Source organism: Amycolatopsis sp. NPDC051373, from assembly GCF_040689465.1.
Lineage (GTDB): Bacteria > Actinomycetota > Actinomycetes > Mycobacteriales > Pseudonocardiaceae > Amycolatopsis.
Map to the genome: position 1 here is coordinate 38706 of NZ_JBFBAE010000036.1, position 21995 is coordinate 60700.

Here is a 21995-nt window from a genome sequence, read left to right on the forward strand (position 1 = left end):
CATCATTCGGATCGCGTTCCTCGCCAAGGCTCGTCACAGCAACCGCCCTCTTTGGCAGCCTCCCCCGGGCGGGTGGGCCACGGTGAGGGCTCCGGCGGTGCTCGTCGCGAGCACGCGGTGGTCAATGTCCTCGATGCGGGCGCAGGCGGTGAGGGCCATCGCGCGGTCGAGCTCCGAGGTCAGTACCCGCAGCACCCGCTCCACGCCAGCTTGCCCGCCGGCCGCGAGCCCGTACAGGTAGGGCCGGCCGACCAGCACCGCGCGGGCGCCGGTGGCCAGGGCGGCGAGCACGTCGGTGCCCCGTCGCACGCCGCCGTCCAGGAACACCTCGGCGTGGCCCGCGGCTTCGGCGACGACGCCTGCGAGGGCTTCGATCGTGGCGGGCGCGCGGTCGAGCTGGCGGCCGCCGTGGTTGGACACCACGATGCCGTCGGCGCCGAGGTCGAGCAGCACGCGGCAGTCGGCCGGGCGAAGCACGCCCTTGACCACGAGCGGGCCGGACCACCACGCGCGCAGGTCGGCGAGATCCCGCGCGGTCACCGGATAGAGGCTGCGCAGCATGTCGCGCTGCATCGCGTGCGGCGCGACCCGGCTGTGGTGCGTGCCGCGCCGGCGCAGGTGGCCGCGCGCGATGTCCACCGCCCAGCTCGGGCGCGTGGCGCAGTGCAGCGCCATCCGAGGCCCGAAGCGCATCGGCACGGTGAACCCGTTGCGGCGATCCCGTTCGCGATTGCCGAACACCGCACTGTCCACAGTGACCACCAGAGCCCGGTACCCGGCCGCCGCGACGCGGTCCAGCAGCGCGCGCACCGCCGCGTGGTCCGGCCAGAGGTAGAGCTGGTACCACCGCGGGCCAGGGGCCGCGGCGGCGACCTGCTCGAGCGAGAAGCTGGCCACCATGCCCTGGACGTAGACGGTGTCGCGGGCGGCGGCCGCCCGGGCGACGGCCATCTCGGCTTCGCCGTGCAGCACTCGTGCCGCGCCGGTCGGTGCGAGCAGGATCGGCGACGCCACCCGGTCGCCGAAGATCCGCACCGCGGTATCGCGCTCGCCGGGCACGGCCAGGGCCGAGGGCAGCAGCCGCGTGGCACGGAACGCTTCGACGTTGCGCCGCGCCGTCACCTCGTCCTCGGCGCCGCCCTCGACCAGGTCGAACACCGGCCGAGGGACCCGGCGGCGTGCGCGCTCGCGCAGTTCGGCGATGTTGCCGGCGCGGTTCACCCCTCGCCTCGCACGTACCGCGCCAGCAGCTCGGCCGCCGCCTCGATCGCCCGCGCCTTCCCCTGCCGCGTGGCGCCGGCGATGTGCGGCGAGAGGAAACACCCTGGGGCGGTCCACAGTGGATGATCCGGCGGCAGTGGCTCGGGGTCGGTGACGTCCAGCACCGCCAGCAGCCGCCCGGCGAGGACCTCGGCGGTCAGCGCCGCCGTGTCGACCACCGTGCCGCGCGCGGCGTTCACCAGCACGGCCCCGTCCGGCATCCGGGCCAGCAATCCCGGACCCGCCAGCCCCGCGGTGTCGGCGGTCGCCGGCACGAGCAGGACCACCGCGTCGGCCTCGGCCACGAGGTCGTCGAGCTCGGTCACCGGGTGCACCCCGGCGCGAGCTGTGCGCGCGACCACGGTGACCGAGGCCCCGAGGCCGGCGAGCTTGTCGCGGGCGCAGCGGCCGATCGACCCGGCACCGACGAGCACCACCCGGGCCCCGGCCAGCTCCGCGCTCACCCTACGGCGCCATCGCCGCTGACACTGCTCGCGCACGGCAGGCAGCAGCCCGCTGGCCAGCCCGAGCAACGCCGCGGCGACCCACTCGGCCACCGCGTTGTCGCGCGCACCGGCGGGCCGGCTCAGCCGCACCCGGTCCGGCAGGTACGGCTCGAGCCACTCGGCACCGGCGATCAGCGTCTGCACGATCCGCAGCGCGGGCAGCTCGCCGAGCACGGGGAGCAGGTCGGTGCGCTGGTGTTCCAGCACGAGGAACTCGACGTCCCGCAACGCCCGCACCGCTGCCGGTCCCCCGGACGACGGGAGCGGGACGACGCAGACCCGCCCCGGCGCGGCGGCGCGCAGCGCGGGCAGTGCCTCGTCCGGCCCGGAAGCCACGACCTGGCTCGTCATCAGCCCAGCTCGGCCAGCCGCTTGTCGAACTTGTGCAGCTCCTCGACGCCGTTGTCCCCGATGATCACGTTGTCGCACACCCAGTGGCAGAAGCCGTCGAGCACGTAGCGCGGGTGGCAGGCGAGGTTCATGCCCGCCGCGAGCACCATCGGCTCTTCGGCCCGGATCAGCGGGCGCTCGACGAGGTCGGTGCCCTGGCCGTGGCAGTGCAACCGCAGCTCCTCCGGCCGCCCGTTGTCGCGCAGGAACTCGTTGTACTCCGCCCAGATGTCTGCGGGCGCGGCGCCGGGACGCAGCAGGCCGTAGCAGAATCGCTGCGCCCGCAGGCAGAAGTCGTACTCCTCGGCGATCCGGTCCGGGACCCGGCCGACGACGCCGGAGCGGCCGATCTCGGTGTACATCCCGCCAGGGCCGTTCACCTCCACCATGAGGTGGAACGCATCGCCCTCCCGGATCACCCGGTGCTGGCTGTGCGGGTGCGCGATCCGGCCGGGCTCGCCGAGCGGGGTCGAGACGCACCAGTAGATGCCCTGCTCACTGCCCAGCGACTGCGCCGTGTGCTGCGCGACGGCAGCCACGTCGCTGTCTCGCATCCCCGGCTGCAGCGCATCGAACGCCGCCGCGATCGCCGCGTCCTGCAGCTTCGCGGTGGCGCGCACCAGGTCCAGCTCCTCTTCGGACTTGAGCGCGCGGACGGTGTCGACGACGTCGGCGGCCTCGGTGAACGTCGCCGCGTGCAGCTCACGCTGCAGGTACTCGCCGAACGCCAGCGGGATCGTGCCGGTGCCGACCCACCCGATCCGGCCGCCGGCGAACGGCCGCAGCGCGTCGAGCGCGAGCTCCGCCCCGTCGTAGCGGGTGTAGGACACCGAGCTCATGTACGGGCTCGCCAGCGCCCGGCCGACGCCGCGCAGCACCGGGTCGTGGACGGGATCGACCACCAGGTCCTCGCCACGCGCGCCGTGTCGGATGATCGTCATCGGCTCCTCGCGGGGGAACACGACAGTGACCGGGTAGCCGTTGGTCGCCGGGATGTCGGTGAGGTAGCGGATGTAGCCGCCGACGTAGTCGTTGTTAGTCTGCGCCACCAGCACGTCGATCCCGCAGGCGGCCATACCCTCGCGGATCGCGCGCCACCGCCTCTGCAGCTCGGCGGTGCTCACCGGGTGGTTCAGCCGTTCGGACAGCTCGGTTCCGGTCATCGCGCAGCTCCCGTCTTCGCGCCGCTGATCAGGGTGAGCACCTCGGTTCGCAGCTCGGTGAACCGCGGCAGGGCCTTGGTCGTCACCTGGCTGCGCGGCCGGGGTAGGTCGACGTCGAGCGTCCGCAGCACCGTGGTCGGGCGTCCGGACATCACGATCACCCGGTCACCGAGGTACACGGCCTCGTCGATGTCGTGGGTGACCAGCACGATCGTCAGCCCGGCGTCGTGGCGCACCCGCAGCACCAGGTCCTCCAGGTCCGCACGCGTCTGGGCGTCCACCGACGCGAACGGCTCATCCATGATGAGGAACTCGGGCCGGTAGGCGATGGCGCGCGCGATCGCGACCCGCTGCTGCATCCCGCCGGAAAGCTGCCACGGGTAGCTGTCGTCGAACCCGTCGAGGCCCACCTCCTCGAGCGCCTTGCGCACCGCGACCCGGCGCGCCGCGCGGTCGCGGATCTTGTTCTTCAACGGGATCGCGACGTTGCGGCCGACCTTCGACCACGGCATCAGCGAACGGCTGTAGTCCTGGAAGACACAGGCGACCTCCGGCGGCGGGCTCTCGATCACCTTGCCCGTCTCGGTGAGCACGACCTTGCCCCCGGACGAGGGCAGCAGCCCGGACAAGCAGCGCAGCAGGGTGGTCTTGCCGGCACCGGACGGGCCGACGATCGTGACGAACTCGCCGGCGTTCACGGTGAACGAGATGTCGCGCAGCACCTCCAGCTCGCTGCCGGCGGAGCGGTAGGACTTTTTCAGGTGTTCCACGGTCAGCATGTCAGCTCTCCCGATCCTTGGTGTACCAGCGCAGCAGCCGGCGTTCGACCAGCACGAAGGCGCCGTTGAACAGCACGCCGAGGATCCCCAGCAGGAGCATGCCCGCCCACATCTCGGACACCTCGAAGCTCTGCTGCGCCTGCAACGTGACGAACCCGATCCCGTTGGTCGCCGCCACGAGCTCGGTCACCACCATCATCACGAACGCCACGGTCAGGGCGATGCGCATCCCGGCGAGGATGTTCGGCGCGGCGGCGGGCAGCTGCACGTGCAGCACCCGCTGCGCCCGGGTCAGCCGGTACGACCGCGCGGCGTCCTCGAGCTCCCGATCGACTGCCCGCACCCCGTCGATGGTGTTGAGCAGCACGGGAAAGACTGTGACGAACGCGGTGAGCACGATCTTCGGCAGGTCACCGATCCCGAGCAGCACGATGCTCACCGGTACCAGCGCCGTGGCAGGCAGGGCCCGGCAGAACTGCAGCGCCGGGTCGAACGCCCGGTGCAGCAGAGGCAACCGTCCGAAGAGGACACCCAGCGCAACGCCGAGCACCACGGCCACGCAGTAGCCCAGCAGCATCCGGCCGACGCTCGGCAGCACGTCGGAAGCGAACCGGCTGAACAGCCACAACTGCTGGAACGACACGAGGATCGAGCGCAGCGACGGCCAGAACGGCGAGGTGCTGCCCAGCGAGGCGAACCACCAGCTCAGCAGGGCCGTGACCGGGACGACGAGCGAGACGAGCCACGCCGTGAACCGGCGTCCGGCCCGGCGCGGGCGCACCATCGAAGTCATCTGGCCTCCTCACGGTAGGAGATGTGCCAGCGCAGCACACGACGCTCGATCGCGAGCAGTCCGACGTTGGCCAGGACACCGAGCACACCGACAACGAACACCAGCGCGTACATGCTCGGGTAGACCGCGTTCGAGGCGTAGACGGCGATATCGGCACCGATCCCCCGCACCGACGCGATGATCTCGACCGCCACCACCACGACCAGCACGTGCGACGCCGCGAGCCGCACCCCGGTGGCCACGAAGGGTGCCACGGCGGGCAGCACCACGTGCCCCAGGCGCTGGTGGGCCCGCAGCCCGAACACGCGAGCGCTGTCGCGCAGCACATCGTTGATGCCGCTGACCCCGTAGAAGGTCTGGAAGAGCATCGGCCACAGCGCACCGACCATGCCGAGCAAAGTGGACACTCGGGGGGTGGCACCGAGCAACACCAGCATCAGCGGCAGGAACACCACGGCGGGCACGAAACGCAGGAAGTCGAGCGGGTAGTGCACGAGCCGGTACAACAGCGGCACGGCGCCGAGCGCGACGCCAAGGACCAGGCCGGCGACCACACCGCCGGCCAGCCCGACCGCGACCTGCTCCAGCGTCGCCATCAGGGCGTGGACGAACCCCACGGTGGGAGCCAGTTCGACGAGCGCAGTCCCGATCGCGCTGATCGACGGCACCTCCGGCGGCAGCCAGCCGGCGCGGGCGATCAGCTCCCACAGCACGAGGATGCCGAGGGTGGTCAGCCACGGGAGGCCGCGCAGCAGCCAGGGCCGGGAAGCCCGGCGGGCGGGGGTGGCCGCCGGCGTCGGTGCGTCGAATCCGGCGGGTGCGGGGGCCAGGCCGGCGGGGGTCGGCTGGGTGCTCATGGCACTACGTACGTTCCGTATGCGGGCGCGGCCGAGACCACCCCGTACTTGACCGTGAACGCCGCTTCCTTCTCGATCACCTGGCGGCTGACGTCCGCGGTGTAGAGCGGTAGCGGGGCCTGTGCCACGAGGGCGGGATCGGCCTTCGTCTGCTTCACGATGGCCTTGCGGGTCTCGTCGGGATGTGCGTTGGCGTACTCACTGGACTCTCGCACCGCCTTGCGCCACCTTTCCACGATGCCGGGATGCTGGTCGATGAAGGACTTGGCCATGAAGAACACCGTGTTGTCGGCGTCCGGATCGGCGAACGCGACAGCCGGCGAGTCACCGATGTCCCGAAAGCCCTTCTTCCGCAGGGCTGTCGCGTACGGCTGGGCGGTACTGATCGCGTCGACCTTGCCCTGTTCGAGGGCGGTGACCTGGTCGGGGAACGTGAGCTGTACCAAGTGGACGGACGATGCGTCGCCGCCGTCCTTCTCGATCGCCTCGCGGATCCAGAACTCCCAGCAGCACTTCAGGGAGTTGACGGCGACCGTCTTGCCCGCGAGGTCCTTGAAGGACCGGATCGGGCTGCCACCCGCCACCATGGTCTGGTACTGCGCCCCGGCCGCGGCGGGACGGTCGGCGACCGCGCCCGACACGATCTGCACCGGGATGTGCGAGGCCGCCGCGATCACGACCGGCGAGATGCCGCCGAGCGCCACCTGCTGCTGGCCGTTGATGACCTGGGTGATCGCTCCGGCACCGGTGGCCGCGCGGCCGATCGTGAGGTCGATCCCGTTCTGCGCGAAGAACCCGTGCTGCTCTCCCACCAGGATCGCGGTCGACGACTGCGACGCCGCGACCCCCGCCGTGATCGGGATCAGGCCGCCGGTCGACCCGCCACCGAGCGTGTTGGTCGCGCTCAGCGCCCCGCACGCCGACAGCAGGAACATGGCCCCGGTGAGCACCAGGCACGCGAGTTTGCGTCGATACTTCACGGTTGGCTCCGTTTCGCCGGTGAAACGAATCAAAGTCCTTGCGGGTCCGCGGAATTGCCCGTCCGGGAGAAGAAGAGTGCCCGTATCGTACGCCGCGCTCGCGTGAACGGACACATTTTTTCGTTGTTATTACTGGGAAATACGCGCCGTGTCCGCTTCGGACACCCGCGGTAGCAGTGCGAGTGCGTTGTCCCGGTTGACGGCGGCGCGCTGCGTTTCGGACAGCGGATACGCGTCCAGCTGCGCGGTGAAGTACTGTGAGTTGTCGCCGCGGGCGTAGGGCCAGTCACTGCCGTAGAGCACACGGTCCGGGCCGGCGAACGCGAGCAGGCTCGGCAGGGTGTCCGCGTTGGCGGACAACGCCGTGTCGAAGTAGAACGTGCGCAGGTCGCGCAGGAAGTTCTCGCGCGTGACGACGTGCCCCGCCGCGCCTTCGGTGAGACTGGCCATGCGGTGCGCCGCGTACGGTACGAACCCTCCGGCGTGCGAGAGGATCATCCGCATCCGGGTCAACCGGGCCACCACGCCGTGGCGCACCAGGTTGAGCGCCGCGCGGGTGGTGTCGAGCAAGAAGTCGGCGGCGAAGGGCGGCACGCCCGGCACCGCGGGGCCGGGCGGCGCGGTCGGGTGGACGAACACCACCGCCGCCCGCCGGTCCAGTTCGGCCATCAGCGGGTCGAACGCCGGGTCGCCGAGGTACACGCCGTCCACATTGGCCAGCAGGATCACGCCGTCGGCGTGCAGCTCGTCGAAGGCGTAGGCCACCTCGTCGAGCGAACCGTCCACATCGGGCAGTGGTACCGAGGCGAAGAACCCGAAGCGACCGGGGTGGTCGCGGACCAGCCCGGCGGAGTACTCGTTGACCTGCCGTGCCAGTTTCCGCGTGTCGGCGACGCTGCCGCCCAGGTGCACGCCGGGACGCCCGACGGAGACGACGGCCGTCGCGATGCCGAGCTCGTCGAGCAGCTCGAGCGCGGCGGCCGGGCTCCACGCCGGCGTGGCCTGCCCGCCGAAGTAGCCGCTCGTGCGCAGCGCGTCCGCCCACACAGGGGGAACGATGTGGTGGTGGGTGTCGATCCGGCCGGTGGTCATGTCAGCACTTTCCCTTCGGTGCTTTTTCCTCCCCCGGCCGGGGCGCCGAGCCTGCCTCGGGCCCGGGTGAACCCGCGGGGGTTGTTCCAGCCGAGGACGCCGGTCACGCGGCCGCCCGCCGCGTGGGCGGCCACGAACTTGCCATCGGCCACCGAGCCATCGACGACCGTCAGCTCACCGTCGGCGAAGGTGCCGGCGGCCTGGATCCGGATGTCGCCGGCGTCGGTCCAGAAGAAGTGCGACGGCGCGAACGGCTCGTCGTGCCCGAGCAGGTTCAGCGCGACGCGCCGCCCTTGCTCGGTGGCGTTCATCCGGTGTTCGAACCGGCGGTGGGTACCGGTCGCCGGATCGGGGTTGGCCGCGACGTCGCCGGCCACGTAGACGCCGTCGGCAGCTCGGCAGAACGCGTCGCAGCGCACGCCACCGCGCAGGTCGAGCCCGGAGCCGGCAAGCCACTCCATGGCCGGTTCGGCGCCGACGGCCGCGACCACGACGTCGGCCGCGAGCGTCGTGCCATCGTCGAGCCGCACCAATCCGGCGTCCGCGGTCGTGACCCCGACGCCCATCCGGAACTCCACGCCGCGTTCTTCACCCGCCGCCCGCACGAGCTCGCCCAGTGCCGGCCCGAATTGCCGGATCATGGGACTGGGCAACGGATCGACGAGAGTGACGGTCGAGCCGAGCGACCGCGCGGCCGCCGCGATCTCGACGCCGAGGAACCCCGCGCCGACCACGATGGTGCGTCGAGCCGAACGCAGCCGCTCCCGCAGCAGCACCGCGTCCTCGACCGTGCGCAGGTAGCACACGCCCTCGGCGCCGGGCAGCCGCCGCGGCCGCACGCCGGTGGCGATCACGAGCGCGTCGAACGCCACCACCGTCCCATCGTCGAGCCGGACGCGGCGGCCGGGCAGGTCCAGCCCGGTTGCCTGCCGGCCGAATCGGGTGTCCAGCCCGAGCTCGGCGTAGCTGCCGGGCGGGCGCAGTGCGAGCCGCTCCGGCTCCCAGGAACCGAGCAGGATCTGCTTCGACAACGGCGGCCGGTCGTACGGGTCGTGGTGCTCCGCGCCGATCAGGGTGAGCCGGCCGTCGAAACCGTGCTCCCGCATCGTCTCCACCGCAGTGAGCCCCGCCGCGCCCGCACCGACGACCACCACCGCTCTCATGTTCGCGCTCACCCGCCCGACGCGGCCAGGCGGATCGCCCGCGCGGGACAGATCCGTTCGGCGCTGCGGACGGCGTCCTCTTCGGACGAAGGCACGTCGTTCACGCGGAGCACGACGATCCCGTCGTCCTCACGCTGGTCGAACACCGCGTCGGACAACAGCACGCACTGCCCCGACGCGATGCACTTGTCGGCTTCCACTTCGACCTTCATGCGCTGGCTCCGTTACCACTCGACGGGCATCGCGAAGAGCCCGTAGAACACGTTCTTAGTCTTGAACGGCAGTTCGCTCACCGGCACCGCGAGCCGCAGATCCGGCAGGCGCCGCAGCAGCGTGGGGTACACCACTTGCAGCTCGACGCGCGCCAGCGGCTGCCCGAGGCACTGGTGCACCCCGTAGCCGAAGGTGAGGTGGTGCCGCGCGGACCGGGACAGGTCCAGCTCGTCGGGGTTGCCGCCGAACGCCTCCGGGTCGCGGTTGGCCGAGTCGTTGGCCGCCACCACGCCCTCGCCCTTGCGGATCAGCGTGCCCGCGACCTCGACGTCCTCGAGCGCGACGCGCCGCCGGCCGTAGTGGGTGATCGTCAGGTAGCGCAGCAACTCCTCGACCGCATTCGCCACTGCCGCCGGCGAAGTGTCGGCCTTCAGCGCGGCGAGCTGGGCGGGGTTCTGAAGCAGCGCCAACGTTCCGAGCGCGATCATGTTGGCGGTCGTCTCGTGCCCGGCGCGCAGCAGCAGGTTGAGCATGTTGATCAGCTCGTCGCGGCTCAGGCCGCCCGCGCGCTCGATTTCGAGCAGGTGGCTGATCACGTCCGGTGCGGGCTCGGCGGCCTTGCGCTCGACCAGGCCGCCGAGGTACTCGCGGATCGTGGCGAACGCCTCCAGTGCCTCGTCCGCACCGGTCTCACCGGAGATGAGCAACCCGCTCTGCCGTTGGAAGAACTCGTGATCCTCGTAGGGAACCCCCAGCAGCTCGGAGATCACCGACGACGTCACCGGCAGCGCGAATCCGGTGACCAGGTCGGCAGGCTGTGGGCCGGCGGTGAACTCGTCAAGCAGCTCGTCGACGTGCCGCTGGATGCGCGGGCGCAGCGCCTCGACCCGCTTGATCATGAAGTCCCGGGTGAGCATCCGGCGGTGCCTGGCGTGCTCGGGGTCGTCCATGTTCAGGAACGTGGGGTGCTTCTGGCGGGTCACGGAAACGCCCGCGCTGTGGCTGGGGAAGCCCGGGTTGGTCATGTCCGCGCTGAACCGCGGGTCGGCCAGCACCTCGCGGACGTCGTCGAAACGGGTGACCAGCCAGGCGATCTTGCCGTCCCACAACCGCACGCGGGAGATCGGCTCATCCGCGCGCAGCGCGCGGAACTCGGCGGGCGGGTCGAACGGACAGCCCGGCGGCCGGGACATCGGGTACTCGGGGATCGGCTGCCCGGAAATCTCTGTGGTAGTGATGGTGCACCTCCGACTTGGCTTGAGCGGCCGGGAAAAGCGGGATCAGTTCGCCGTGCGAGCGCGGACGGGGGTGAGCTCGGCCGGCGGCACCGGGCCCGCCCCCGCTCCCAGGGTCGGGCAGGTGACGGCACCGGTCGCGCTGACGTCGACGGTCAGCTCGCCGACCCGCGTCACGGCCGCGGTCACCGAGTCGCCGTCGTGGATGGCCCCGACGCCGGACGGCGTGCCGGTGCTGATGACGTCACCAGGATGGAGTGTCATCACCGATGAGACGTACTCGATGAGCGCGGGCACGTCCCAGATGAGGTCGCGGACGTCGGCGTCCTGGCGCAGGGTGCCGTTCACCGAGCAGGTCAGCCGGAGCGTCTCGAGTGGACCGACCTCGTCCGGCGTCACGAGCCAGGGCCCCATCGGCGTGAAGGTGTCGAACGACTTGCGGGTGGAGCGGTCCTCCCCGCCGCGCATGGTGATGTCGAGCAGGCACGTGTAGCCGAACACATGCGACAGTGCGTCGGCCGCGGGCACCCCGCGGGCCGTGCGGCCGATCACCACGGCCAGCTCACCCTCCTGGTCGAACCGGCGGTCGGTGTAGGGCAGGCGGACCATGTCGCCGGAACCGATCAGCGACGAGGGCGCCTTGAGGAACACTCCGAGCGAGCCGACGTGCACGCTCTGGCTCATCTCGGCCTGGTGGTCCACGTAGTTCACCGGCGCGGCCACGATCTTGGTCGGATCCGGCACCGGCGGCAGCACGCGGACCTCGTCGAGCGGGACGCCGGGACCGTCGGCGAGCGGGACGTCCCGCTCGGGAACCCCGGACGCCGCGATGAGGCGCCGCATCGGGCTGAGCCCGGCCGGCCCGGCGGCGCGTTCCGGTGAGACCTCGCGCACCACGCCGTCGGCGACGACGCCGACCCGGTCGAGGCCGTCGCGGCCGCGGTAACTGAGCAACTTCATTGCCGGCTCCTCGGTGTCGTGCCGATCAGGACGAAAGGACGGCGGATTCCGCCGCGTACAACCAGTCCAGCTCGCTGTAGTCGTCCGGCCGCCGGGAGCGCATGTACCGGTCGCGCAGCCCGAGCGTGACCGGGTCGCCGGTGTGCCAGACCTGGCCCCACAGCCGCGCCCGCGTCTGGCACAGCCCCGCGCGGGGAACGCGGACGGCGTCGTAGGACTTCACGGCTTTCCCGATGTCGGTGCCGCTCCCGCGAACCGCTTCGCCCAGCGCCAGCGCGTCCTCGAGCGCCTGGCACGCCCCCTGGCCGAGGTACTGCAGCATCGGATGCGCCGCGTCGCCGAGGAGCACCGCCCGGCCGTGCACCCACGTGGGCAGCGGGTCCCGGTCGTAGATCGGCCAGCAGCGGCCGGTCTCGATGCGCGAGACGTGCCGCTGCACCTGTTCGCACGCTTCGCCGAACCGGCCGAACAGCTCCTCGACCGGCCCCACCGGCTCGTCGCCGCGGCCGAAGCTGTCACTGCGGAACACCGCGACCTGGTTGTACAGCTCGCCGCGGCGCACCGGGTACTGGATGAGGTGCAGCCCGGGCCCCACCCACAGCACCACGTCGTCATTGCTGACCTCGGTCCGCACCTCGCTCATGGGCAGCGCGCCGCGGTAGGCGACGAATCCGCTGGGCACCGGCTGGTCGACGGAGACCAGCTTGCGCACCACGGAGTGCAGCCCGTCGGCGCCGACGAGCAGCTCGGCACGGTACGTTGCGCCGTCCTCGCAGCGCACGCCGGCGCTGTCCTCGTCGGCCCACGCCTCGGCGACGACCCGGTTGTTCTCCAGTCGCACCAACGGTTCCGCCCGGCAGGCTTCGACCAGAATGGACAGCAGATCACTGCGGTGCACCACCACGTAGGGGTAGCCGTAGCGCTCCCGGAAGGCGCCGCCGAGATCGAGTGTGGTGAGCGGGTCGGCGGTGATCGCGTTCCGCATCACGCCGTGCCGCGGCAGCACCGCGACGTCGAGCAGCTCGGTGAGCAGGCCGAGCCGGTCGAGCATCCGGATCGCGTTCGGGCCGAACTGCAGGCCGGCGCCGATCTCGGTGAACTCGGCCGCTCGTTCGAGCAGGTGGACCTCGCGCCCGGCGCGGGCCACGGACAGCGCCGCGGCCAGCCCGCCGATACCGCCACCGACGATCAACGTGGGCAGTGGTGTCGTCGCCATGCGCTCAGCACTCCCGTTCGCGGTAGAGGCCCAGCGCTTCCAGTACGGGTGCGTCACTGACGCTGAACACGTCCAGGTGTTCCTCGGCGGCAAGGCCGTAGGGAGCCCACGACGGCGCGGCGAAGACGTCACCCGGTGCGAGCTCGAAGCGGTGGTCACCGATCAGCACCTCGCCGGTGCCCGCCAGCACCGCTCCCACCCGGGATCCGGCCTGCCGGGTCGTGCGGCTGCGGCTGCCGGCGCGCACGCGCCGCATCTCGCAGCGCATGGTGGGCATGACGTCGGCGCCGGTCTGCGGATTGGTGTAGCGGATCTGCGCCTCGCTCGCTCCGGTGGCGGCCAGCTGCGCCGCGAGCGCCCGGTCGGTGTCGGCGCGCCGGTACACCAGCAGCGGCGAGTGCGCCGCCTCGCGCCGGGCCTTGCCGAAGCCGCCGGGCACGAGGCCGGGACCAGCGCCCCAGAGCCGTTCGGCGGCCGAGGCCGGCTCGCTGCGCGAGCCACCCTGGGCGTCGGCGCCCTCCTCGAAGAACACCGCGTCGAGCGCGGCGACGACCGGCAAGTCGAGCACGTCCAGCCACATCATCGGCTCGGCGCCGGGGTTGTGGTGTTCGTGGAAGGTCATGCTCGGGGTGAGCACGAGGTCACCGGTCGCCATGCGCAACGGGTCGCCGTCGACAAGCGTCCAGGCACCCTCGCCGGCGAGGACGAACCGCAGTGCCGCCGGGGTGTGCCGGTGCGCGGGCGCGCGCTCCCCCGCACCCAGGTACTGCATCCCGGCCCACATGGTGGAGGTCGCGTACGGCGCACCGCCGAGACCGGGATTCGCGCAGGCCAGCACCCGGCGATCGCCGCCCCGGTCGATGCCGACCAGTTCGCCGCTGCGAGCCGCGAGCCCGCTGAGCGCTTCGGCCCGCCACCGGTACGGGACGGTCCGGGGCACCGGCTCCGGCGTCAGCAGGCCGGAGAGCTTCCACAACGGCTGGAGATCGGCTGCCGCCACGTCGCCGTACAGCTCGTCCAGCCGGCTGTCCTGATCCGTGAAGCGAGATGTCGCCATGGGGGTTTCCCTCCGCATGCCACGAGACAAGCTGAATTAGTACGTGTACGTACTATGAAACGGGACGCTAGACGTTAGTTTGTTGACAGTCAAGAGCTTCACGGCGCAACCGCCGCGTCGATCAAGCCGAGATAGTACGGACACGGCCGATCTCGGTCCGCTACAGTGAACCGGTCAAGAAGGGGACTCTCGTGCGAAACACCGCCATCGGCAGCAGCCCACCTCCCCAGGCACCGGGACCGGTCACCCTCGTGCTGCCGCCCGACACGACGGCCGGGCACCTCATCCGCCGCGCCCAGCAGGCGCACACGGCGCTGTGGTCAGCCGAGGTCGGCACCGAAGTCACCGGCCCGCAGTACGCGATCCTGAGCGCGCTGAGCCGCCGGTCGGGGGTCGACCAGGTCACCGCGGGCCGCGCGGCATCACTGGACAAGTCCACGACGGCCGACATCGTCGACCGGCTGCGGCGCAAGGACTGGATCCGGCGTGACCGCGACACCGGCGACGGCCGTCGGTACCTGCTGTCGCTGACTCCCTCGGCCAAGGCGATGCTGCCCGACCTCACCGCCCGGGTGGAGACGGTGCAGGACCGGCTGCTGCACCCGCTGGGACCGAACCTGCGGCGCAGCTTCGGCAGGCTCCTGGGCCGAGTGGCCTACCAGGGGCAGGTGCCCACCGGCGGCAAGGACGAGGACAAGGACATCGAGGTGCTGCGGCTCAGCTCGACGCCCGGCCACCTCATCCGGCGCGCCGAGCAAGTACACGGCGCACTCTGGAGCCGACACGTCGGCACCCAGCTCACACCATCGCAGTATGCGCTGCTGTGCAGCCTCGTCTGGCGCCCGGCGATCGACCAGACCGCGGCCGGCGAGATGGCGTCACTCGACAAGTCCAGTGCCGCGGACATCGTGGCGCGATTGCGGCGGCGAGGCTGGCTGCTCGACACCCGGGACGAGACCGACCGGCGGCGCAAGCTCCTGGTGCTCACCGATCTCGCGCGCGACACGCTCGCCGAGGTGACGCCTGCGGTGCAGACCGTTCAGCGCGACCTGGTGGCGCCGCTGTCTCCCGCCGAACAGGACAAGCTGATCAGCCTGCTGCGCCGCGTCGCCTACCAATGACCGTCCGGTGAAGACTGTCGCCGCATCAGGCAATCGCATGCGTTAACCGGGCAAGCCAGGGGTTGATCGCCGGATCGGCGAGAAAGCCTGGACGGTGTCGCGGTAACTCCCGGCGGGCTCGCGCCCGACACTCCAGTGTGGACAACGCACCCGCCCGGCGGCCGCGAACCGTGAAGGTGACAGGTGCTCGGCTGCCCCCGTTCTGATGGTGGACCGGGGCCGGCCTGTAACCAGCCGGTCACCCCTTCACCGCGCCAGAGCAATCGGGCCTTCGGCGCCGCGCCGTTTTGGGATTGTTGGATCCTTTCCGGAGTCACTGACCGCACCTGCACGTTTTGCAAGGCAACAAAAACCCCGCGCCGCCTAGGCGACCGGGGAAGGCCGCGAGCCGAACTGTTGGCGATGATGGGCGCGGACAGCAGCTCGAGGAGTTGCCCAGAGTGCGTATCCGAGCGGCCGATGTGCGGTACCCTCAGTGCAGCTTGGCCCACGCTTCGTCGATCATCGCCGCGCACGCGGCCGGGTCGCTGTATTCCTTCGTGCAGCGAGCCCAAAGACGGCCCGCCCCTGCCGAGCGCACGAGCCGAGGCCGAGGCCGTGGCCGGATTCCTGCCCGGTTCGACGGTGCTCATCGACTCGGCCGCCACCGCGGACGCCATCGAAGCGGGCCTCCACGATCACCCGATCGCGCACTTCGCCTGCCACGGCCGGGCAGTCGCCGCAACCGAGCACCCGGACGTCGGCGGACTGGTGCTCAGCAAGGGAAACGGGTTGTTCGTGCCGACGTTCGTCCGCAACCTGCGCACCACCAACGCGCAGCTCGCCTTCCTCTCCGCGTGCGACACCGCGGGACCCAATCCGACGCTGCTGGACGAACCGCTGAACCTCGCCTCGGCATTCCACCTCGCCGGCTTCCGCGGCGTCATCGGCACCCTTTGGCACACCGCCGACAGCACCGAGACCGCCGAAACCGTGTACGCGACACTCACCGCGCGCGGCACCCGACCCCCGGACACCGCACAAGCCGCCTCGGCACTGACCGAGACGCTGCGCCGGACGAGGGACGCCTACCTCGCCGTGCCGACCCGCTGGGCCGCGCACATCCACTTGCCGTGCCTGACAAACCGGAAACGATTTACCCGCCCGATGTGACACCGGAAATGATCATCACAATGCAATTCGAACAGGCGATTCTTTCCGAACGCATCGAATTCCTGGCTTGGAACAGGTGCCATCGCCGATTACCTGCAAACAGTTCTCAGCGTCAAGCAGGCGAGCGCGCGAGCGCGGGGTCAAACCGTGAGCTGACGCCACGAGGCCGCGGCTCGGCCCTGCAGAATTCGACGCCCACAACCCTCCCAAGGTCGCTTGACAGACGACCACCGTCTGTCGACGATGGAATTCGCAACACGACTGACAACGTTGTCAACACAACGCATCGGGAGCGACGTGACCCAGGTGAATCGCAGAAGTTTCCTGTCCGGTGGAATCGCCGTCGCCGGTGGGGGTGTGCTCGGGGCGTTCGGGTTGAGCGGCGTCGCCGGTGCGGTCCCCGGCGGGCCCGCGGGCGGCCAACCGCTGCGCGTCGACAGGCGTGAGATCACCGGCGGCTGGAGCTTCGCGGCGGCCGACGGTACGCCGGTGACCGGGGCGCAGCTGGCCAGCGGGCGGCAAGTCGCCGGGTTGAAGCCGGCCGTGGTGCCGGGAACACCGCTCACCAGCATGATCGCCAACGGCGAGTACCCCGATCCGCTCTACGGCCACATCGTGACCGACACGGTCCCGGACACGCTCAAGGACACCGGCTACTGGTACCGGGTCGCGTTCCCCGTGCCACGGCTGGTGCCGGGCCAGCGGTTCTGGCTCCAGTTCGACGGCATCAACTACCTCGGCACCATCTGGCTCGACGGCGCAGAGGTCGGCACCGTCGAGGGCGCGTTCAAGCGCGGCGCCTTCGACGTCACGGACATCGTCGCGAAGGCGGACGGCACGGCGCACCTCGCGGTGCTCGTGGGCAAGCTGGACCACTCCGAACAGCCGTCGCCGCCGAGCTACGCCAGTGGTGTGACCCGCGGCGGGCGCAACGGCGGCAAAACCGGGATCACCTTGGAGAACGGGCCGACGTTCTTCTGCACGGCGGGCTGGGACTGGCTGCCCACCATCCCCGACCGGGACCTCGGCATCTGGCAGCCGGTCACCTGGTCCACCACCGGTCCGGTCCGGCTGGCCGACGTGCGCGTGGACCCCACGCTCTCGGCCGACCTGCGCACGGCCGACATCACGATCGACCTCGGCCTCGACAGCGCGTTCGGCACGTCGAAAACCGTGGTGGTGAAGGGATCCCTCGACGGTCGCGACTTCGAAAAGACCGTGACCGCGGCGGCCGGCGCGTCCTCGGTCACGCTGACGTCGAAGGACATCGCGGCGCTGCGGTTGAGCCGCCCGAAGCTGTGGTGGCCCAACGGGTACGGCGACCCCCACCGCTACCGGCTGGCGATCGCTGTCGAGGCCGGTGGTCAGGTCCACGACGAGCGGACGGTGGACTTCGGCGTCCGGCGGATCGAGTACACCAAGCCGATCCAGTCACCGTCCGGTTCGCCGGTCGACTGCCTGGCGATCACCGTCAACAACCAGCCGATCATGGTGATGGGCGGCAACTGGGGCCTGGACGAAGCGCTCAAGCGCATCCCGCGCGAACGCCTGCGCGATCAGGTGCGGCTGCACCGCGACGCCAACCTCAACCTGATCCGGAACTGGAACGGCCAGAGCAGCACGGAAGATTTCTTCGACGCGTGCGACGAGTTCGGCATCCTCGTCTGGCAGGACTTCTTCTGCTCGACCGAAGGCCCGCCGCCGGAGAACTTCGCCCGCGACCTGGACAACATCCGCGACTGCATCGTGCGGTTCCGCAACCACCCGTCGATCCTGCTGTGGTGCGGCGGCAACGAAGGCCCGCCGCCTCAACCGCTCATCGACGGCCTGGACGCGCTGGTCGCCGAGCTGGACCCCAATCGCGCCTCGCTGACCAGCTCGGCCGGCGACACCGGCAAGGACCCCATCGGCGGGTACAGCTCGGGCGGGCCGTACCACTGGGTCACCCCGAGCACCCACTTCTCCCTCAACGACGGCACGCGCTGGCCGCCGTTCCACAACGAGGTGGGCTCGTACTCGATCCCGACGCTGGAGTTCATCAAGAAGATGCTCCCGGAAGCGTCGTGGGAGCACCCGGACGACTTCTGGGCCGATCGCGACGTCAACGGCAACGGCGGCAACGGCGGCGGCGCGGGGTACCTCCAGCTCACCGCCCAGCGCTACGGCGAACTGCGCAACCTCCCGGACTTCGCCCGCAAGTCCCAGCTGATGAACTACGAGTGCATCAAGGCGATCTACGAGGCGCACGCCGCGAACATGGCCAGTGCCGCGCCGGGCAAGCCGTACCCGCGCACCGGCGTCATCATGTGGATGACCAACCCGGCGCAGCCCAGCTTCGTCTGGCAGATGTACAGCCACGACCTCGAGGCGCACTCGTCGTTCTACGCGGTGCAGCACGCGTGCCGCCGAGTCAACGTGATCCTCGACAGCCAGACCCTCGACGTCGTCATCGCCAACCACACCCGGACGACGGTGAAGGGCACCGTCGCCGCGACGCTCTACGACTTGACCGGCGCGGAGTTCGCGAGCACGTCCTTGCGCGTCGGCGAGGCGGCGGCGTCCGACCACACCGTGATCGGCAGCATCGCCGAGCAGCTGAACGGCGCGCCCTCCGACATCGCCTTCGTCCGGCTCGTGTTCGAAGATTCGCGCGGCGCGGAACTGGTCCGCAACTTCTACTGGCTCGAGAACCCGGCCCGGCCCGCGGGATTCACGAGCCTGGACGACGCTCCCGCCGCCGCCGTCTCCGTCACGGCCGACGCGGACCATGGGCACGACGGCCTCGAGCTGACGGTGGACGTCGAGAACACCGGCGAAGCCGTGGCGCTGATGGTGCACCTCCAGGTATACGACACCCGGACCGGCGAACGCGTGCTTCCGGCCACCTTCAGCGACAACTACCTGAATCTGGCGGGCGGCGAGTCGAGTTCCGTGCGGGTGCGGCTGACCGACGAGCAGACCCGGCACCGGACCGTCGGCGTCCGGATCGAAGGCTGGAAGATCGATCAGCGCGCCTCGCGGCTGCGGGGTCGCGGCGTGGCGGTCACCTTCAACCAGGCGGCGTTGTCGACCCACCCGCCGAAGAACACCTTCGGCCGGTAACCGTCCGACGGTCCCGGTGGTGGGCGCGACCCCCAAAACGACGCGCCCGCCACCGGGTCTCCCCCGGCGTTCCCCCTCGTTCGCCGTGTCCCCAGAGTTGCCGACGCCGTCCTCGTTTCGTCCTCGCGTCGACATCCGCGGCTCCGACCTGTGCGTTTCGGATCAGGCGCCGGGCGCTAGCCTTGAGACCGAGGGGGGATGTGCATGAGGTTCCGGATTCTCGGGACGCTGGAAGTGCGGGCGTACGGGGACCGGGTCGTGCTGGCCAGCCCGCGTCAGCAGCGGGCGCTCGCCGCCCTTCTGCTCAGTCCCAATTCGGTCGTGCCGGTGGAGCGCATAATCGACGCGCTGTGGGAGGACGAGCCACCGACGACGGCGGTGAAGCAGGTGCGCAACTGTGTTTCCGCGCTGCGGGGCCGGCTCGGTGAGACCGCCGGGATGATCGTCACCGACGGGCCCGGGTACCGCCTGCAGACCGACGCCGACGACCTCGACTCACTCCGGTTCCGCCGCCACGTCGCGACGGCGCGCGGGCTCGCCGGGCAGGTGAAGCTCGTCGACGCCGTCGAGGAGATCCGCGGCGCGCTCGCCCTCTGGCGTGGCCCGGCGCTCGACGGGCTGCGGACGCCCACGCTGGCCGGCCGGGCCGCGCTGCTCGACGAACAGCGCGCCGACGCCGTCGAGCTCTGCGCGGAATGGCAGCTGCGGCTCGGCGAAACGGGCGAGGTGGTCCGCGAGCTGACCGCGTTCTGCGGTGAGCACCCGTTGCGCGAATCGCCCCACCTGCTCCTGATGCGCGCGCTCGCGGAGGAAGGCCGCTACGCCGAGGCCTCGACGCTGTTCCACGGCCTGCGCCGGCGGCTGGCCGACGAGCTCGGCGTGGACCCGAACCCCGACCTGCGCCGGCTCCACGAGCAGATCCTGGCCGACGCCACGCCCGCCGCCGCGATTGCCGTCACCCCCGTCCCCGAGCCCGAGCCGGAATCCGCGCCGGATCACCACTTCGGCCGTGCGGTCACGGAGCTGGCCGAAGCCGTCACGTGGCAGTGGCGGGCCGAAGCCGAGCTGCGTTCCCTGCACCGGCCGCAGCCGATCATCCTGCGGTGGTCGGCCCGCGCGCGACCGGGAAAGCCGGCGCTGCGGGGCGACCTCGACAACATCGCGGAGACCTACTCGGAGCTGCCCGTGCGGCAGCTGGTCGTGCTCGGCGACCCCGGCTCCGGAAAGTCGGTGCTCGCCCTGGTGCTGACGCTGGAGCTGCTGCGCACCCGTTCCCCGGGCGCCCCGGTACCGGTCCTGCTGTCGCTGGCTTCGTGGGACCCGCGCCGCGATCACCTCGACCGATGGCTGGCGGGGCGGCTCGCCGACAACCACCCGGCCCTGCTCAACGCCCGCGAGTACGGGCCCGACGCGCCCACCCGGCTCGTCCTCGGCGGCCACGTGGTCCCCGTCCTCGACGGGCTCGACGAGATGCCGGCCGACTTGCGCGTCGCGGCGCTCGACGCACTGGACCAGACCATGGCCGTGGGCCGCTCACTGGTCCTGACCTGCCGCTCCGCCGAGTACGAGCAAGTGACGCGCGAGTCAGGCACCGTGATGAGCTCGGCCACCGTGGTGCGGCTCGAACCCGTCAGCCGCCAGGAGGCGGTCACCTACCTGTCCGCGCGGGAAAGCGCCGGGTCCGACCGCTGGCGTCCCGTGGCCGAGCGGTTGCGCCGGGACCCCGACGGGCCGCTGGGGCGCGTGCTGCGGACACCGTTGATGGTCGACCTCGCGCGGATCGCCTACGGCCGCCCCGGCGAGGATCCCGCGGAGCTGCTCGCCGCGGAAGACGCGGCGGCGCTGGAAGCGCAGTTGCTCGACTCGTTCCTCCCCCACGCCTACGCGCGGGTCCCACAGCCGCCGGGGCGGAACCCGAAGACCAGCCCGTCCGGGCGGTACACGGCAGCACAGGCGAATCGCTGGCTGGGTTTCCTGGCCTGGCACCTCGAGCGGGCCCGCAGCCGCGACCTGGCCTGGTGGCAGCTGCACCGGGCGCTTCCCGCCGCGACCCGGGGCGGACTCGTCGGTGTGCTGATCGCGCTGTTCTTCCTCGCCACCGGCTGGTTGTCCGACGGGCCGGCGCTGGCCACGATCTACGCCCTCTCGTTCGGCGGCGCCGGTTACCTGACCCACCGCTTCGGGCGCCCGCCGGAGCCCCTGCGCACCGAACTGCGTTTCGCCGGCGCCGCGGGCAAGTTCGCCGGTCGGTTCGCGGTCGGCGCCGTGGTGGGCGTCGCGCTCGGCCTGGGCTGGTCGCTGGCCCCCGGGCTGGTCGTCTTCCTGGCGCTCGTGTTCGGCGTGGTGTTCGCGGTCCACGTATGGCTCGCGAAACCCGTCGACGCCAGCCGGGTGTCGAGCCCGACGACGATCCTGCGCAACGAACGGACCGGTGCGATCGCGCTGTCCGTCTCGTTCCTGGTGTCCGGGGGGCTGTTCGACGGGATCGCGTTCGCGTTCACCGCGCAGACACGGTTCCTGCCGGTGCTGGGCGGCCGGTTCGACCTGGCACTCGCGATCGCCGGCGGGCTGGCGGGAGCGTTGTTCGGGTTCTTCATGGCCCGTGGCGTCGCCGCTGTGTGCTACGGCCTCGCGGGCGCGATCGCCGGTGGCCAGGTGTTCCCTCCGGCGACGGACCCGGTGCTGCCGTTCGTGGTCGGTGTGTGTTTCGGCGCGGGCATCGGCCTGGCGGTGCTGGTGACGCGCGCGTGGGGGAACTACTTCGTCCACCACCTCTGGCTCGCCGCGACCGGCCGGCTTCCCTGGCGGCTCATGCACTTCCTCGACGACGCCCACCGCCGCGGTGTCCTGCGGCAGGCCGGTGGTGTCTACCAGTTCCGCCACGCCCGCGTGCAGGAGCGGCTGGCGGCGGCCGAGCACGACCGGTAGGTCCCTCCGGCGGCTGTACATCGGGACG

Annotated in this window: 18 protein-coding genes; 4 read left to right on the forward strand and 14 right to left on the reverse strand. The window is 71.1% G+C overall.

The window, feature by feature from the left end:
* Positions 1 to 33 precede the first annotated feature (33 nt).
* The 14 genes from AB0383_RS43715 to AB0383_RS43780 form a co-directional block, all read right to left on the reverse strand.
* Positions 34 to 1221, reverse strand: a complete 1188-nt coding sequence (locus tag AB0383_RS43715; protein ID WP_364175819.1) for an alpha-hydroxy acid oxidase — start codon at positions 1219 to 1221, stop codon at positions 34 to 36.
* Positions 1218 to 2117 carry an NAD(P)-dependent oxidoreductase gene (locus AB0383_RS43720; protein WP_364175821.1) on the reverse strand — a complete coding sequence of 300 codons (900 nt, stop codon included), beginning with the start codon at positions 2115 to 2117 and terminating at the stop codon, positions 1218 to 1220. The genes AB0383_RS43715 and AB0383_RS43720 overlap by 4 nt, the downstream gene beginning before the upstream one ends.
* On the reverse strand, positions 2117 to 3319 hold the full coding sequence (locus AB0383_RS43725; RefSeq protein WP_364175823.1) for an aminopeptidase P family protein: 1203 nt from the start codon (positions 3317 to 3319) through the stop codon (positions 2117 to 2119). Before AB0383_RS43725 ends, AB0383_RS43720 begins: the two co-directional genes overlap by 1 nt.
* Positions 3316 to 4098, reverse strand: a complete 783-nt coding sequence (locus AB0383_RS43730; protein ID WP_366190335.1) for an ABC transporter ATP-binding protein — start codon at positions 4096 to 4098, stop codon at positions 3316 to 3318. Before AB0383_RS43730 ends, AB0383_RS43725 begins: the two co-directional genes overlap by 4 nt.
* A 1-nt stretch (position 4099) precedes the next feature.
* A complete protein-coding gene (locus AB0383_RS43735) occupies positions 4100 to 4891 on the reverse strand; it encodes an ABC transporter permease (RefSeq protein ID WP_366190336.1) in 792 nt (263 codons plus the stop codon).
* Positions 4888 to 5748, reverse strand: coding sequence for an ABC transporter permease subunit (locus AB0383_RS43740; protein WP_366190337.1), 861 nt, complete (start codon positions 5746 to 5748; stop codon positions 4888 to 4890). Before AB0383_RS43740 ends, AB0383_RS43735 begins: the two co-directional genes overlap by 4 nt.
* Complete coding sequence (locus AB0383_RS43745) at positions 5745 to 6728, reverse strand: ABC transporter substrate-binding protein (protein WP_366190338.1); 984 nt, start codon at positions 6726 to 6728, stop codon at positions 5745 to 5747. Before AB0383_RS43745 ends, AB0383_RS43740 begins: the two co-directional genes overlap by 4 nt.
* Positions 6729 to 6857: 129 nt before the next feature.
* Positions 6858 to 7820: an amidohydrolase family protein gene (locus tag AB0383_RS43750; RefSeq protein ID WP_364175837.1), complete on the reverse strand. Its 963-nt coding sequence runs from the start codon at positions 7818 to 7820 to the stop codon at positions 6858 to 6860.
* Complete coding sequence (locus AB0383_RS43755; RefSeq protein ID WP_366190339.1) at positions 7817 to 8983, reverse strand: FAD-dependent oxidoreductase; 1167 nt, start codon at positions 8981 to 8983, stop codon at positions 7817 to 7819. Before AB0383_RS43755 ends, AB0383_RS43750 begins: the two co-directional genes overlap by 4 nt.
* An 8-nt stretch (positions 8984 to 8991) precedes the next feature.
* Positions 8992 to 9195 carry a ferredoxin gene (locus AB0383_RS43760; protein WP_364063908.1) on the reverse strand — a complete coding sequence of 68 codons (204 nt, stop codon included), beginning with the start codon at positions 9193 to 9195 and terminating at the stop codon, positions 8992 to 8994.
* A gap of 12 nt (positions 9196 to 9207) precedes the next feature.
* A complete protein-coding gene (locus tag AB0383_RS43765) occupies positions 9208 to 10389 on the reverse strand; it encodes a cytochrome P450 (RefSeq protein WP_366190340.1) in 1182 nt (393 codons plus the stop codon).
* Between the two features lie 87 nt (positions 10390 to 10476).
* A complete protein-coding gene (locus AB0383_RS43770) occupies positions 10477 to 11391 on the reverse strand; it encodes a fumarylacetoacetate hydrolase family protein (RefSeq protein WP_366190341.1) in 915 nt (304 codons plus the stop codon).
* Positions 11392 to 11416: 25 nt separating this feature from the next.
* Positions 11417 to 12607 carry an FAD-dependent monooxygenase gene (locus tag AB0383_RS43775; protein WP_366190342.1) on the reverse strand — a complete coding sequence of 397 codons (1191 nt, stop codon included), beginning with the start codon at positions 12605 to 12607 and terminating at the stop codon, positions 11417 to 11419.
* A gap of 4 nt (positions 12608 to 12611) precedes the next feature.
* On the reverse strand, positions 12612 to 13664 hold the full coding sequence (locus AB0383_RS43780) for a cupin domain-containing protein (protein WP_366190343.1): 1053 nt from the start codon (positions 13662 to 13664) through the stop codon (positions 12612 to 12614).
* A gap of 191 nt (positions 13665 to 13855) precedes the next feature.
* Between AB0383_RS43780 and AB0383_RS43785 the strand changes: the two genes are divergently transcribed.
* From AB0383_RS43785 to AB0383_RS43800, 4 genes are all read left to right on the forward strand, one after another.
* A complete protein-coding gene (locus AB0383_RS43785; RefSeq protein WP_366190344.1) occupies positions 13856 to 14785 on the forward strand; it encodes a MarR family transcriptional regulator in 930 nt (309 codons plus the stop codon).
* Positions 14786 to 15244: 459 nt separating this feature from the next.
* On the forward strand, positions 15245 to 15937 hold the full coding sequence (locus AB0383_RS43790) for a CHAT domain-containing protein (RefSeq protein WP_366190345.1): 693 nt from the start codon (positions 15245 to 15247) through the stop codon (positions 15935 to 15937).
* Positions 15938 to 16234: 297 nt separating this feature from the next.
* Positions 16235 to 19039, forward strand: coding sequence for a glycoside hydrolase family 2 TIM barrel-domain containing protein (locus AB0383_RS43795; RefSeq protein ID WP_366190346.1), 2805 nt, complete (start codon positions 16235 to 16237; stop codon positions 19037 to 19039).
* Between the two features lie 204 nt (positions 19040 to 19243).
* Positions 19244 to 21967 carry a BTAD domain-containing putative transcriptional regulator gene (locus AB0383_RS43800; RefSeq protein ID WP_366190347.1) on the forward strand — a complete coding sequence of 908 codons (2724 nt, stop codon included), beginning with the start codon at positions 19244 to 19246 and terminating at the stop codon, positions 21965 to 21967.
* Positions 21968 to 21995 lie beyond the last annotated feature (28 nt).